General features: G+C 68.4%; 14 protein-coding genes. 3 read left to right on the top strand and 11 right to left on the bottom strand.

The window, feature by feature from the left end; all coding sequences use genetic code 11:
• Nucleotides 1–31: 31 nt before the first annotated feature.
• Nucleotides 32–934, top strand: coding sequence for an SDR family NAD(P)-dependent oxidoreductase (locus D892_RS0104620; protein ID WP_024800118.1), 903 nt, complete (start codon nucleotides 32–34; stop codon nucleotides 932–934).
• Between the two features lie 195 nt (nucleotides 935–1129).
• Here the strand turns inward: D892_RS0104620 and D892_RS0104615 are convergent, their stop codons facing one another.
• From D892_RS0104615 to D892_RS0104575, 8 genes are all read right to left on the bottom strand, one after another.
• Nucleotides 1130–2431, bottom strand: a complete 1302-nt coding sequence (locus tag D892_RS0104615; protein WP_024800117.1) for an LLM class flavin-dependent oxidoreductase — start codon at nucleotides 2429–2431, stop codon at nucleotides 1130–1132.
• Nucleotides 2432–2442: 11 nt separating this feature from the next.
• Complete coding sequence (locus D892_RS0104610; protein ID WP_024800116.1) at nucleotides 2443–3393, bottom strand: LLM class flavin-dependent oxidoreductase; 951 nt, start codon at nucleotides 3391–3393, stop codon at nucleotides 2443–2445.
• Between the two features lie 107 nt (nucleotides 3394–3500).
• Nucleotides 3501–5123: an ABC transporter substrate-binding protein gene (locus D892_RS0104600; protein WP_024800115.1), complete on the bottom strand. Its 1623-nt coding sequence runs from the start codon at nucleotides 5121–5123 to the stop codon at nucleotides 3501–3503.
• Nucleotides 5120–6730, bottom strand: coding sequence for an ABC transporter ATP-binding protein (locus D892_RS0104595; RefSeq protein ID WP_024800114.1), 1611 nt, complete (start codon nucleotides 6728–6730; stop codon nucleotides 5120–5122). The genes D892_RS0104600 and D892_RS0104595 overlap by 4 nt, the downstream gene beginning before the upstream one ends.
• Before the next feature lie 2 nt (nucleotides 6731–6732).
• Nucleotides 6733–7569 carry an ABC transporter permease gene (locus tag D892_RS0104590; protein ID WP_024800113.1) on the bottom strand — a complete coding sequence of 279 codons (837 nt, stop codon included), beginning with the start codon at nucleotides 7567–7569 and terminating at the stop codon, nucleotides 6733–6735.
• Nucleotides 7566–8525: an ABC transporter permease gene (locus D892_RS0104585; protein WP_024800112.1), complete on the bottom strand. Its 960-nt coding sequence runs from the start codon at nucleotides 8523–8525 to the stop codon at nucleotides 7566–7568. The genes D892_RS0104590 and D892_RS0104585 overlap by 4 nt, the downstream gene beginning before the upstream one ends.
• 254 nt (nucleotides 8526–8779) lie before the next feature.
• A complete protein-coding gene (locus D892_RS0104580) occupies nucleotides 8780–8995 on the bottom strand; it encodes a hypothetical protein (protein ID WP_156959373.1) in 216 nt (71 codons plus the stop codon).
• A 123-nt stretch (nucleotides 8996–9118) separates the two neighbouring features.
• Nucleotides 9119–9616: a carbonic anhydrase gene (locus tag D892_RS0104575; RefSeq protein WP_024800110.1), complete on the bottom strand. Its 498-nt coding sequence runs from the start codon at nucleotides 9614–9616 to the stop codon at nucleotides 9119–9121.
• A 227-nt stretch (nucleotides 9617–9843) separates the two neighbouring features.
• Here D892_RS0104575 and D892_RS0104570 point away from each other — a divergent pair, with 227 nt between their 5' ends.
• Nucleotides 9844–10749, top strand: a complete 906-nt coding sequence (locus D892_RS0104570) for a LysR family transcriptional regulator (RefSeq protein WP_024800109.1) — start codon at nucleotides 9844–9846, stop codon at nucleotides 10747–10749.
• Between the two features lie 69 nt (nucleotides 10750–10818).
• On the opposite strand, the gene D892_RS0104565 is transcribed toward D892_RS0104570, so the two are convergent.
• Nucleotides 10819–11112, bottom strand: coding sequence for a hypothetical protein (locus D892_RS0104565; RefSeq protein WP_156959372.1), 294 nt, complete (start codon nucleotides 11110–11112; stop codon nucleotides 10819–10821).
• A 266-nt stretch (nucleotides 11113–11378) separates the two neighbouring features.
• Here D892_RS0104565 and D892_RS0104560 point away from each other — a divergent pair, with 266 nt between their 5' ends.
• Nucleotides 11379–11744: a hypothetical protein gene (locus tag D892_RS0104560; RefSeq protein ID WP_024800107.1), complete on the top strand. Its 366-nt coding sequence runs from the start codon at nucleotides 11379–11381 to the stop codon at nucleotides 11742–11744.
• Nucleotides 11745–11792: 48 nt separating this feature from the next.
• Here D892_RS0104560 and D892_RS0104555 read toward each other — a convergent pair whose 3' ends face one another.
• Together D892_RS0104555 and D892_RS0104550 are read right to left on the bottom strand one after the other, a co-directional pair.
• Nucleotides 11793–13244, bottom strand: a complete 1452-nt coding sequence (locus D892_RS0104555; protein ID WP_024800106.1) for an MDR family MFS transporter — start codon at nucleotides 13242–13244, stop codon at nucleotides 11793–11795.
• Between the two features lie 246 nt (nucleotides 13245–13490).
• Nucleotides 13491–13844, bottom strand: a complete 354-nt coding sequence (locus D892_RS0104550; RefSeq protein ID WP_024800105.1) for a VOC family protein — start codon at nucleotides 13842–13844, stop codon at nucleotides 13491–13493.

Raw genomic sequence — 13844 nt, 5'->3', positions numbered from 1 at the left:
TAACAGACCGATGGTTTCTTAGGAGCGCGCCATGAGCGGCAACTGGACCGAGCAACACATCCCCGATCAGCACGGCCGAGTGGCGATCGTGACCGGCGCCAACACCGGACTGGGCTTCGAGACCGCCCGGATGCTCGCCGCGCGCGGGGCGGCGGTGGTCCTGGCCGTCCGCGACGTCGAGAAGGGCAAGCAGGCAGCCGCCCGCATGACCGGCGACGTCACCGTCCAGGCCCTGGACCTGACCTCCCTGGATTCGATCCGGTCCGCGGCGGCCGACCTGCGCGCCACCCACCCGCGCATCGACCTTCTGATCAACAACGCCGGCGTGATGTACACGCCGAAGCAGACCACCGCCGACGGCTTCGAGCTGCAGTTCGGCACCAACCACCTCGGCCACTTCGCCCTCACCGGCCTGCTGCTGGACCGGCTCCTGCCCGTCCCCGGCTCGCGCGTCGTCACGGTCAGCAGCACCGGCCACCGCATCCGGGCCGCCATCCACTTCGACGACCTGCAGTGGGAGCGCTCGTACAGCCGCGTCGGCGCCTACGGCCAGTCCAAGCTCGCCAACCTGATGTTCACGTACGAACTGCAGCGTCGGCTCGCACCGCACGGCACCACGGTCGCGGTGGCCGCTCATCCCGGCGGGGCCAACACCGAACTCATGCGCAACACGCCCGCCGCGCTTCGGGTGCCCGTCACCTTGCTCGTGCCGCTGATCACCCAGACGGCCGAGATGGGCGCCCTGCCCACCCTGCGCGCCGCCACCGATCCGGCCGTCACCGGCGGCCAGTACTACGGTCCCGGCAACCGGGGCCAGGTCCGGGGATATCCGAAGCTGGTCACCTCCAGCCCCGACTCCCACGACAGGGCCGTCCAGCAGCGCCTGTGGACCGTATCCGAAGAACTCACCGGAGTGACATTCCCTCTGGGGTGAAGCGGTGACTCCGCAGCGGAGGGATTCTCCTGAGGCCGCAACAGGATTCGAGCCGGTGTGCACCGCTTTGCAGGCTGTTCTCGATGGACCGGTGCCCGCGGACCCACGCGGTGGCAAATCACGACAGGTGTCGTGCACATGATCGTGGACCGAGTCCTCACCGTTCCGGGAAATCGGATCACCCGGTTCCTCGAACTATGCCGCGGTGTGGGTGCGGGCCGGGGTGATTCCGTAGCGTTCGCGGAGGGTCGGCTCGGTGTATTCGTGGCGGAACAGGCCGCGGTGGCGGAGGATTGGGACGACCTCGTCGACGAAGATTTCCAATCCGGCGGGGAAGGTGTCGGGCATGAGGTTGAAACCGTCTGCAGCGCCGGTACGGAACCACTCCTCGATGGTGTCGGCTACCTGTTCGGGGGTGCCGATGATGCGGCGGTGACCGCCCAGGCCGAACTCGAGTACCGCGTCACGCAAGGTGTAGTGAGTTCCCTTCGCGGAGAGGCGGTCTCGGATTGCGCGGACGAGGGATTCGCGGAAGCCGAGTGAGGCGGTGAAGGTGTTGGAGTCGTGCGGGTCGGCCAGGAGATCTTGGGGGAACGGCGCGTCGATCGGGTAGGCGGTCAGGTCGGCGCCCAGGGCCGTGCCGAGGGCGGTGAGTTCCTGGTGGGGTTCCTGGAGTTCGTGAGCCGTCCGATAGCGTTCGGCCGCTTCGGCTTCGGTGCTGCCGATGGTGGTGATCAGGCCGGGCAGGATGGCGATGTCGCTGCGGGGGCGGCCGTGCCGGGCGGCTACCTGTTTGACCTGCTCGTAGTGTTCGAGTCCGGCAGCGAGCGTCCATTCGGCGGTGAAGACGGCGTTGGCGGTGCGGCCGGCGAGATCTCGTCCCTGGGGTGACCCGCCGGCCTGCACGATCAGCGGGTGCCCCTGCGGCGAGGCGCCGAGCGGGAGCCGGCCTGCGAGAGAGAAGAATTCGCCGTGGTGGGTGATGTCGCGCCCATCGATGGCCGCCTGCCATAGCGCCAGCACCACATCGACGAACTCGTCCGCGCGCCGGTAACGGGACGCCCGGTCCGGGTTGGCGTCGAGGCCGAAGTTCCCTCCGGCCAGCGGGTTGTAGGTGGTGACCGCGTTCCAGGCCGCGCGCCCGCCGCTGAGATGATCCAGCGTCAGGAGGCGCTCGGCGAGTTCCACCGGATCGTTGAAGGTGGTGGACAGCGTGCCGATGAGCCCGATGTGGCTGGTGGCGGCCGCGACGGTGGTGAGAATGGTGGTGGGTTCGAGCGCCCGCTGTCCCGGCTTGCGCAGCGGGTCCTCCCGGATGGCGGGATTGTCGGCCAGGAAGTATGCGTCGAGCGTTCCGCGCTCGGCGATGCGGGCGATGTCGGCGAAGTAGTCGCCGGTGGTGTTGGCGGTCTTCGGCAGGCCGGACAGCCGCCAGGCAACCGGGCTGATCCCGAAGTCCAGGACGTTGATGTTGAGGATGACGTGTTCACGGCTCATGGCGAACTCCTTCACGCCGAAGCGAAGACGGGGCGCAGGCGCAGCGGGTCGGGGTCGGTGCGTCGCGCGATACCGAGGTGCTCGCGCAGCGTTCCGGGTGCCGTGCGCAGCCGCACGATTCCGGCGTCGGACAGTGCGGGCAGGGTGAGATCGAGAAAACCGCGCAGATCGGCGAGATCGAGCCGGATCAGCACGCCCGATACGCTTCCCGATTCGGCCGCCAATTGCTCGATCCGCGAACGCAATCGGGGATCACGGCCGTCGAACCGCACGTGCCCGGCCACGGTGTCCGGCAGCTCGGTCACCGCGGCGACGTGGTCGCGGTCGGACAGGAAGGCGACATCGGCCGTACCGGCGTTCCGGGCATCACCGGTTCGATAGTCCCACAGCACAATCGGCTCACCCTGCGGAGTCGTGGGCACGTTCAGCGGACCGGTCGTAGCGAAAACCCCTGTGTGGTCGGCATAGCGGATCTCCGCCTCCGGCGGTCGCCGCGCGGGAACCTCCGTGGTGAGCGATTCGATCGGCCAGGTACGCCACAGTGCCCGCGCCGCTCTCACGGCATCGGCGAGCAGGGGAGCTTCGGTAGGTGTGCCGGGCGCGGCCCAACTGCCCTGCTCCGGAGCACCCAGCGCGATGCCGTGATCGGCCCGTAGCGCGAGCCACCCGGCCCGACCGCCGGAAATATGGTCGAGTGAGGCGATGCGGCGGGCGAGGTTGAACGGATGGTCACGCTGCGGCGCGGCCGCGGCAACGATGCCGAGTCCGGTTGTGCGGCGGGCGAATACGGTGCCGAGGAGCACGGGGTTCAACGACGGCCCGGCAGGTTCGGACCGGTCCGTCCCGAACACGACATAGCCGACGCCGGCCGCGTCGAGCAACTCGGGCACCCGGCCGAAGCCGTCGTCCAGCGACCGAGCGAGTTGGTGATCCGGAATATCGACTCCGATGACGAGGGGCATGTCAGTCCTGTTCTCCGGATCGGTCGCCGATCCGCGGGTTGTGGGAATCGGGGCTCAGGATGTCGGCGGTGCCCGGGAGGCCCACCTCGGCAACGGGATTCGCCATGTCAGCCGCGCCCTCCCGATCCGTCGTCGATCCATGTGTCGTAGAACCAGGGCACCGAGTTCGCGGCGTTGGCGAGGCCCCGCACGCGCGGTGCGACGCCGAAGATCTGCGTATCCTCCAACAGCGGAATGGTGTAGGCGTTGTCGATGACGTAGTTGGTGTATTCGCGCACGAGTTCCGCGCGCCGCCGCGGATCGTTCTCGACCAGCTGGGCCCGCAACAGCCGATCGATGGCGGGATCGCTGCCTTTCAGCGCGTACAGGTCGCCGCCCTTGCTGTCGTAGTTCTGCCACAGTCGAACCGGGTCGGGGCACGGCCAGCCGTTGCGGCGCAGGCCGACCGCGTCCTGGACGCTGGCCGACGGATAGTTGGCGAAGTCCGTCTGCCGCACCTCCAGATCGATGCCGACCCGGCGCAGTTGCCGCTGGATCAGCTCGTACATCGGCCGCGCCGTGTGGTCGTAGACGTCTACGTAGATCAGGACCGACAGGCGCTGACCGTCCTTGGTGCGGTAGCCCTCGCCGTCCCGCGAAACCCACCCGGAGTCGTCCAGCAGTCGTCCGGCCTGCTGCGGGTCGTATCGCACCACGTCCGAACGGTCGGCGTAGCCGGGGAAGTTGCGGGTGACGATGTTCTGCGCGGCCCGCCAGTTGTCGGTGTACAGGGTGTCGAGGATCTGCTGTCGGTCGATGCCGTAGCCGATGGCCTTGCGCACGTTGACATCCCGGAGGAACGGCGCGGTCTGCCGGACATCCAGAGTGTTGGCCAGCCCCGGCGTGCGCAGCCCGCGTACGTCGAAACCCTCTCGGCGCAACAGCTTTTCGTCCGGTGGCTGGGCGTAGCGAATGGCGTCCGCCTGTCCGGCACGCAGGGCACCCACCCGGACGCTGTCCTCCTTGACCGGAATGATCGTGACCGTGTCCAGATACGCCTCGCCCTGATGCGGTGCGGTCGCCGGGGCCCAGTTGTAGCCGCGCCGCTTGGCGAGCACCACCTTCTTGTCCGGCACTTCGGATTCGACGTAGAACGGGCCCGACCCGATCATGTTGGTCGGCACCGACTGGGCCTCCTTGGACGCGTCGATGGTCCGGTCGGCGACGAGCCCGGCGGTGTTGACCGACAGTACGGGGATGAACGGGGCATAGGGTTCGTCGAGCGTCACCGTCACCGTGCGGGTGGCGTTGTCGGCGGTGACGGTGCCGGCGTCGGGGAAGGTGGGGTTGCGGGTGATGCCCTTGGCCTTGTCGCCGTCGAACTGCCAGTCGAGGTTGCGCTTGACCGAATCGGCGTCCAGCGGTTGCCCATTGCTGTAGCTCACGCCGTCGCGGATGGTGAACCGATACACCCGGCCCGACTCGTCGACGGTCCATTTCTCGGCGATCCACGGCACGAACCGGAACGTCTTCGGATCCTGGTAGACGAGCCGGTCCAGCACCTGGTCCTTGGGCAGGCTGTTCTGCCAGTAGCTGACCTGGATCTGCATCGAGGCCAGGGCCTCGGCGTCGAGATAGGTGAGATGGCCACCGCGGCCGGGCGTGCCGGGCCGATCGGTCTCGTCGGCGACGGAGCAGCCGGCGATCGTGACGGCGGCGAGGGCCGCGGCCGCGACTCCGAGCGGTCTCATGCTGCATTCACCACCACATCGGAGCCGGGGACGGCATCGAGCAGCCGCCGCGTGTATTCGGCTGTGGGAGCGGCGAATACCTCGCGGACCGGCCCGCTCTCGACGAGCACGCCGCCCCGCAGCACGCTGACATCGTCGGCGATCTGGCGGACCAGCGCGAGATCGTGGGAGATGAACAGGAACGTGAGCCCGAGGTCACGCTGCAATTCGAGCAGCAGGTCGATGGTCAGTGCCTGCACCGTGACGTCCAGCGCCGAGGTCGGCTCGTCGAGCACCAGGATGCGCGGCCCGGCGATCAGCGCCCGCGCGAGCACGACCCGCTGCCGCTGGCCGCCGGACACCTCATCGGGTGTGCGCGTGCCGATCTCCGGCGGCAGCCCGACTCGCTCCAGTGCCGCAAGGGCTTCCGCCCGGCGGGAGCGGCGGTTTCCGATGCGGTGGATCGTCAGCGGTTCGGCGACGGCCTCGGCGATCGGCAGCCGCGGGTCGAGCGCCGCGAGCGGATTCTGCTGGACCAGGTGCAGGATGCGGGAGCGTTCCCGGCGCCGCTTCGGTGTCGCCCATGCCCGCGAATCCAATTGTGCGCCTTCGATGATCACCGAGCCGGAGTCGAACGTGGTGAGCCCGGCGAGCGCCCGCGCCACGGTCGTCTTGCCGGAACCGGACGCACCGACCAGCGCATGCACCGAACCCGCCCGCACCGCGAAGCTCACGCCGTTCAGCACGCGGACACCGGCGTGGTACGACTTGGTGAGATCGCGAACCTCCAGCACCGGCCGGCCACGGGACGGCGGTGCGGGCCGTGCGTACTTGTCCGGGGACAGCGCGGGAGCGTCGCTGATCAGCTGCCGCGTGTAATCGTCGGTGGGAAAGCGCAATACGTCGCCGGTCGCACCGGATTCGCGAACGACGCCGTCCGACAGCACCACGACCCGGTTGCTGTGATTCTCCGCGAGCGCGAGGTCGTGGGTGATGAAGACGATCCCGAGACCGCGCTCCCGGCGCAGATCGTCGAGCAGATCCAGGATCCGGCGCTGCACGGTGACATCGAGCGCCGAGGTCGGCTCGTCGGCGATGAGCAGATCGGGGTCCGCGGCGATGGCGATCGCGATCAGCACGCGCTGCTGCTGCCCACCCGACAATTGATGCGGGTAGTACCGCGCGCGTTCCTCCGGCGCCTCGATCCCGACGCGGTCGAGCAGTTCGACCGCACGCCGATGCGCCGCCCGCGATCCTTCGATGCCGTGGGTGACGAGGACCTCCGCGACCTGAGCGCCCACCCGTTTCAACGGATCGAGCGACCCGAGCGGATCCTGTGGCACGAATCCCACGGTGCGGCCGCGCTTTTCGCGCCACTGCCGCCGGCCGAACCGGGTGACGTCCACACCGTCGAGATGCACGCTGCCGCCGATGATGTGCCCGCCCTCGGGAAGGAGTCCGAGGACGGCGCGGGCAATGGTCGATTTTCCCGATCCGGACTGCCCGACGATCGCGACGACGTCACCGCGCTCGACGGTGAAGCTCACGTCCGACACCACGGGCGCGCCGCGCTCGCCGTAACCGACATCGAGATGCGACACGGCCAGCAGCGGACTCGATTTCGTCATGGTCAGCCGACCTTCCTTCGGATGAGGTGGGCGAGCCTGCTCAGGGTCAGCACGGCGAGCACGATCGCGAGGGAGGGAAACAGCACCAGGGTGGGCTGCGAGTTGATGTAGTTGCGGCCCTCCGAAATGAGCAGGCCCCATTCGGGATCGGGCGGCTGCGCACCGTAGCCGAGGAAGCTCAGCGAGGCGATGGCCAGGATCGCGGTCCCGAATTGCAGTGCGGCGAGCGAGAGTACGGCCGAATAGGAGTTGGGCAGCACGTGCCGGAACAGCAGCCGCAGATGTCCGGCCCCCATGTGCTCACCGGCCTCCACGAACGGCAGGTGCCGGATCGCCAGCACCTCGGAACGGGCCAGCCGGGCGAATACCGCGACCGACGAAATACCCACGGCAACAGCGGCATTCACCGTTCCGAAGCCCAACGCAACGATGATCGTGATGGACAGCAGCAAGGTGGGAATCGAGAGCAGCACGTCCACGATTCGTCCGACGGCGCTGTCCACGAGGCGCCCGAAGTAGGCGGCGACCAGCCCGAGTCCGGTACCGACGATCAGGCCGATCGCCACCGCGATGAACGAGCCGGTGATCGTGGCCGAGGTGCCTGCGACGATGCGGCTGAGCAGGTCGCGGCCGATGTAGTCGGTCCCGAACGGATGCGCCGCACTCGGTCCCGACAGCGGCGGCGCGAGGTTCTCCGCGAACGCGTCGTACGGGGCGATCATTCCGGGCGCGACGATCATCGCGACGATGAGCAGGAGAAACAGGTAGGCCGGGAGGTCCCGCACACCGACGACGCGACGACGCCACGGCCGGGCGACGGTCGCGGCCACCGCGGTCATGTCGGCACCGCCTCGGTGCGAGCGGGCGCGGATCGCCTGATCCGCGGATCGATCAGCGGATAGACGAGGTCGGTGAGCAGATTGATCACGACGAAGGTCACCGACACCGAGATGACCACCGCCTGGATGATCGGAGTGTCCTTGTTGCGCACCGCGACCTCGGTCAGGTAGCCGATACCGGTCCGATTGAAGACCGTCTCGGTGATGACCGATCCGGCCAGCAACTCGCCCACCGTGATGGCGACGATCGTGACCGTCGGAATCGCGCCGTTGCGCACGACGTGCCCGAACACGATGCGCCGCGGCGCCAATCCCTTGGCGCGCAACACTTCCACGTACGGCTGCCCGTACGCGTTGGACAGGCCCTGGGTGAGAATCTGGGCGATCGGCGCCGCCACCGGTAGTGCCAGCGGTATCGCCGCGTACACCGCCGACCGCAACCCCTCGTCCCGGACCGCCGACATCCAGCCGAGCTGGAACGAAACCAGCTGTAGTACAAGCAATCCGGAGACGAATGCCGGGATCGACAGGAGCATCGGCGGCAGGGTCCGCGCGGTCTCCCGCACCGGCGCCCACGGCGCGAACACCGCGGCCAGGGCGATGCCGAAGCCGATCAGCGCGGCCAGGACGAAGGCGATCGAAGCGAGCGCGAGCGTCGACGGGAACGCCGCGCCGAGTAGCCGCGCTACCGGCTGCCCGCTGTTCAGCGAGAAGCCCAGATCCCCGGACGCCAGCCGCTCGACCGAGAGGGCGAACTGCACGTACGCGGGCTGGTCGAGCCGGTAGTACGCGCGCAGCGCCTGGGCGTCCTCATCGGAGATCGGATTCTCGGGATTGGCGATCTGCTGTTCGATCGGATCGCCCGGCAGCACGTTCAGTACGAAGAACACGGCCGAATATGCCAGGGCGACAACGAGAATCGCCTGGCCGATGCGGCGCCACAGGTAACCGGACACCCGCTGAAAACTAATCAGGCGACCGGCCCGCTACAACGATTCCTCTCCGTAGGAGCATTAACACCGACGTTCACTTCTCCTTAACCCTCCCACGCCACTCGCCTCCAACCCCCGTCGTCCGGCGCCTCCCACCCCGCCATCCTGGCACGCTCTCGGCCGGGATCCAGCGCAGGCCCGTGCGGATTCCGGCCACAAGCATGCCGGAATGACGGAGGTGGTGTTCGTGCCGAAATGACGGAGGTGACGTTGCCGTATCAATGCTCACGCTCGGCGTCGCCGCCGGGGACGGACGTGACCGCGCCGAGGTGTTCGTGAATGGCATCGATGAGACCGTTCATGGCTGCCAGCGAGGAATCGTGCCGGTAGGCTACGGCGGGGAACTGGTCGGAGCGGGCGATGAACGTGCGCTCGTCCGCCGACCAGCGCACGTGTATCGCCGACAGTTGGATGTGTCGCTCCGTCTCGTTCATCGCGGCCTTCCGCACCATTGTGAAATACCGGGTATCGCCGACTGTGACACAGCGGCGGCGACGGCGAAAGCGCGCCGATCGCGGTGATCGATACTCGGCGGTGCGGCCCGCGGGGACCGGAAGCTACCCGGCGGCGACGACCTCGTTGAGCTTGCCGGTGGCGACGTCGAAGACGAAGCCGCGCAGCGACGTGGTCCGGGTGACGAACGGACTGGCCTCGATGCGTCGAATCGACTGGCGCACATCCTCGTCCAGATCCCCGAACGCCTCGGCCGACCACGCCGGCTTGATGCCGACCTCGTCCTGGATCGTGCGCTTGAAATCGTCGTCGGTGAAGGTCAGCATCCCGCAGTCGGTGTGGTGGATGAGGATGATCTCCGTGGTGCCCAGCAGCCGCTGGCTGATCGCGAGCGAACGGATCTCGTCGTCGGTGACCACGCCGCCCGCGTTCCGGATGACGTGCGCCTCGCCCTCGCCCAGTCCGAGAATCCGGTACACGTCCAGCCGCGCGTCCATGCACGCCACCACCGCGACATGCTTACTCGGCGGCAACGGCAGCGGACCGGTGAAGCCGGCGGCGTATTCGGTGTTGTTGGCGAGGTATTCGTCGGTGACGGTCATGATCGAGCCTCCGGTGCGTGGGGTAGTGACATGCGGATTCGTGCATCGACGATGGCCAACGATCGGCGCCCGGCGCGAGGGATTGACGCAGGGTGAGACAAACACTGGCATGTCGCGGTCGATCACCTGATGAACGCGGCCTGCACAGAATCGTTCTGATCGTAAGGATTTCCTCCAGGGTCGCCGCCGCCGATGATGGGACGCGGGGTCGGCCGAAACGAGGACGCATGTACGACATTCGACGCCTGGTCCTGCTGCGCGATCTGGCCGAACACGTCACGATGACGGCGGTATCGGAATTGCACGGCATCACCACCTCGGCCGTATCGCAGCAGCTGCGGATTCTCGAGGAGGAGGTGGGTGCCGTGCTGACCCGGAGGGAGGGCCGGGTGCTGCGGCTGACGCATGCCGGCCGGGTCCTCGTCGATCACACCTCGCGGATCATCGCGGCGCTCGAGGAGGCCGAAAGTGCCGTCGCGGCAACGGGCGAGGCGGTCACCGGCGTGCTCACCGTGGCCACGTTCCGCACCGCGCTGGATTCGCTGGCGCTGCCCGCGGCAGCCCGGTTGCGGGCCGAATACCCCAGCCTGCGCATCCGCCTGGTGGGCATGATGCCCGTGGATTCCGTACCGGCGGTGCGCCAGCAGGACGTGGATCTGGCGGTGACGTACTCGTATTCGTTCCGCGCTCGCGATCTGCCGCTGGGGTTGTCGTCGGAGTTCCTGTTCAACGACCCGCTGGTGGTGCTGGCGCCGCCGGCGCTGCGGGAACGGGTCGGCAGGCAGGGGCTCGCGGCCGTGCGCGATGCGGACTGGATCGCGGCGCCCGATGGTGCGCCGTCCATCGCATCCGTCGTATTCGCCTGCCGGGAGGCCGGTTTCGCGCCCCGGATCGAGCATCGCAGCGCCAGCTTCGCGGCCATGGCGGAAATGGTGGAGCACGATCTGGGCGTGACGATCGTCCCGGAGATGTCGGTGGCCGACCGGCACCGGCACCTGATCGCCGCCACGGTTACCGACGGCAACCGGCAGGTCGGCGTGACCTACCGGCAGGCATCGCAGGAACGCCCGGCCGTCGCGGCGGCCATTCGCGCCCTGCGAACCGTGTCCGGGCCCGAGCGGATAGCGTCCTGACGGCGACCAGAGAGCAGGCGTAGCGCTCGGAAGCCGAGGCAGTGCCCGGAACTCCGGGTAGCGCGGAAGTCAGTGTCGCGCTCGATAATCGGCAACCCAGTCGTCGGCGGCCGCCTTCGCGGCGTGGACGTCGCTACTGGATGCCTCGCGCAGGAAGGCGCCGTCGGCGGTGGTGATCCGCCACGCGCAGGCGGTGGGGGCGGTGGTCTTCACGCGTCCGCGCAGGTCGCCGTAGTCTTTGGAAAGCCACCTCTGATCTTGGTCTCCCTCGATGATCCAGCCGTTGTCTGCGTGTTCGGGTTTGATCGGGCCGTAGCCGCCGCGCGCCCCCATTGCCGCATCGTAGCTGAATTCCCAAGACATCTGTCCAAGAATCGGCCTCCCATTCGCGATTGCGACAACACCGGACAGGCGGCGTCGAGAGTCGGAGACCGACGGTCCGCGTAGCACAGGCCGTGCGGGACGTGCCGTTGTGACTTCTCCCAGTGCTGCCTGCCGCTTCCGGTCGTATTACCCAAAGTTTGCTGCCGCGAAGGCCGCGGCGGAATGCCGCGGATACGGTCGAATGCGGGGCCGAGAGGTGAGCCGCTGTGGTCCGGGACCGGTGGTGCAGGGAGGGGAGGGCAGCGGTGGCCGACAATTCGGACGATGCCGAATGGCGACCGGCTCGGGTGCCGCAGGACCTGCGCGTGGTGGTGCAGGCCGGGCTGGCGCTGGCCTTGGCGCTGCTGGAAGCCTCCGATGGGGTGAGTATGGACCTGTTGGTCGGGCTCGAGCGGGCCGCGACCGACTGCGCCCGGACCGACATCCCGATCGAAACCGTGCTGCACGCGCTGCACGACAGCGTCGCCGCCGCGATCCGCCGCCAGCAGGCCGGCACCCAGGGCAGGCCCATCGATACCGCCGCCGTCGTCGAGCTGCTCGGCGTGCTGACCACGGCCGTCGCCCGCTCTTACGTTCTCGAGCTGTGCCGCACCGAGTGCGACGGCACCTGACACCGGAGGATCCGGCGCCAGGTGCCCTCGATCAGTAGGTGCCGCCGATCAATGGACCAGCTGCGGTTCGCGCTCCCCGCTCTCGTCCGGCGCATGCGACCGGTTCGGCAGCAGCACCGCCATCACGATCACGATCAGCGACAGGGCGGCGGAGACGCCGAAGGCCAGCTTCATGCCGTCCAGGTGCGCGGTTGCCGGTTCGATGCCGTCCTCGACCAGCGCCGTGGTGCGGGCGGACATGACCGTCACCACCAGCGCGGTGCCGAGCGCCGCGGCCACCTGCTGCAGCGTGCCCAGCATCGAGCTGCCGTGCGAGTACAGGTGCTGCGGCAGCGCACCCAGGCCCAGCGTGAAGACCGGGGTGAAGGCCGCGGCCAGCGACACCATCAGCAGGATGTGCAGCGCCAGCAGCACCCAGTACGGCATGCTCAGCGAGATCTGGGTGAATCCGGCCAACGCGGCCGTGACACCGATCGATCCGGGGATCACCAGCAGGCGCCCGCCGAACCGGTCGTACAGGCGCCCGATGCTCGGGCCGAGCAGGCCCATCGCCAGACCGCCGGGCATCACCAGCAGTCCGGTCGCGAGCGGGCTCAGATGGCGCAGGTTCTGCAGGTACAGCGGCAGCAGGAGCATCGAGCCGAGCATCGCCAGGAACGCGATCGCCATCAGGGTCAGCGCCTTGGCGTACGTCCCGACCAGCAGTACCCGCACGTCCAGCAGGGGAGTGCCGGTGCGCTGCAACCGCCGCTGCCGCAGCACGAACGCCGCGATGACGACCAGGCCGACGACCACGATCAGCGCGGGGGTGGTGACGTTGCCGGTCTCGAACCGGCTCAGCCCGTAGACGAGCCCGCCGAACCCGAGGGTCGAGAGGGCCACGCTGAACCAGTCGATCGTGCCCGCCTCCGGCTCGCCCACGTTCTCCAGCTGGCGCAGGCCCAGCCAGGTCACCGCGCCCGCGATCGGGAGCACCAGCACGAAAAGCCAACGCCACGAACCGAGTTGCAACACCAGTCCGGAGATGACCGGGCCCATCGCCGGGGCCACCGAGATGGCCAGGGTGACGTTGCCCATGACCCGCCCGCGGTCCCGTTCGGGGACCACGGTCATCAGCGTGGTCATCAGCAGCGGCATCATCACCGCCGTGCCGCCCGCCTGGACCACCCGGCCCATCAGCAGCAGCGGGAAGTTCGGGGCGACGGCCGACAGCGCGGTCCCGACCAGGAAGACACCCATCGCGAGGGCGTAGGCCCGCCTGGTCGTGACCCGCTGCAGGAACCATCCGGTGACCGGGATGACGGCCGCCATGGTGAGCATGAACGCCGTCGACACCCACTGCGCCGACCGCTCGGTGACGTGCAGATCGGTCATCAGCCGCGGAATGGCGTTGATCATGATGGTCTCGTTCAGGATCACCACGAAGGTCGCCAGCACCAGCAGCCGGATCACGATCGGAGTCCGTCCTCCGGCCGGTCGAGCGGATAAATCGGCGGGCATCGGTACCTCCGGGGCTTCGTGAACGAGAATGTCGCGTGGCACGATGACGAGTCACCGACGACGAGTCCCGGCGCCACACGAGACCAGACGGGAATGATCGACTCAACTCATCGGTCGCGAGTCAGTATTCCCGCCCACCGCCCACCCGGGCACCTGGTTTTTCCGCCGTCACCGCCGCCATAGCCGCTCGCAACGGCCTGCTCACCAGCACTTCCCGCAATCGGTCGAATCGGGCAGTGAGCCTGATCACGCCGGCCGCGCCGCCTGCCACAGCGCCAGCGTCGCACCTCCCGGCTCGTCGACGACCACCACCGAGCCCGGCGGTAGATCGGTGCGCGGCTTGACGATTCGCGCGCCGAGCGTGACCGCTCGTTCCGCGGCGGCGTCCACGTCGGCCACCGGAACGTAGGGGATCCACTGCGGCCGCCGGTCGTCGCCCTCGACCAGCGGGGTGAATCCACCCCATACCCCGTCGTCGTCGCCGAACATCGGCCCGGCGGGGGACTCGGTGACCGGCCACCCGAACATCTCGCCGTAGAAGCGGCGCGAAGCGGGCAGGTCGGTGGTGCGGACATCGTGAAAGACAAAATGTTGGGACAT

Origin of the sequence: Nocardia sp. BMG51109 (assembly GCF_000526215.1) — a bacterium.
In the GTDB taxonomy this organism is placed as follows: domain Bacteria; phylum Actinomycetota; class Actinomycetes; order Mycobacteriales; family Mycobacteriaceae; genus Nocardia.
This window is presented reverse-complemented; position numbering and strand designations above follow the sequence as displayed.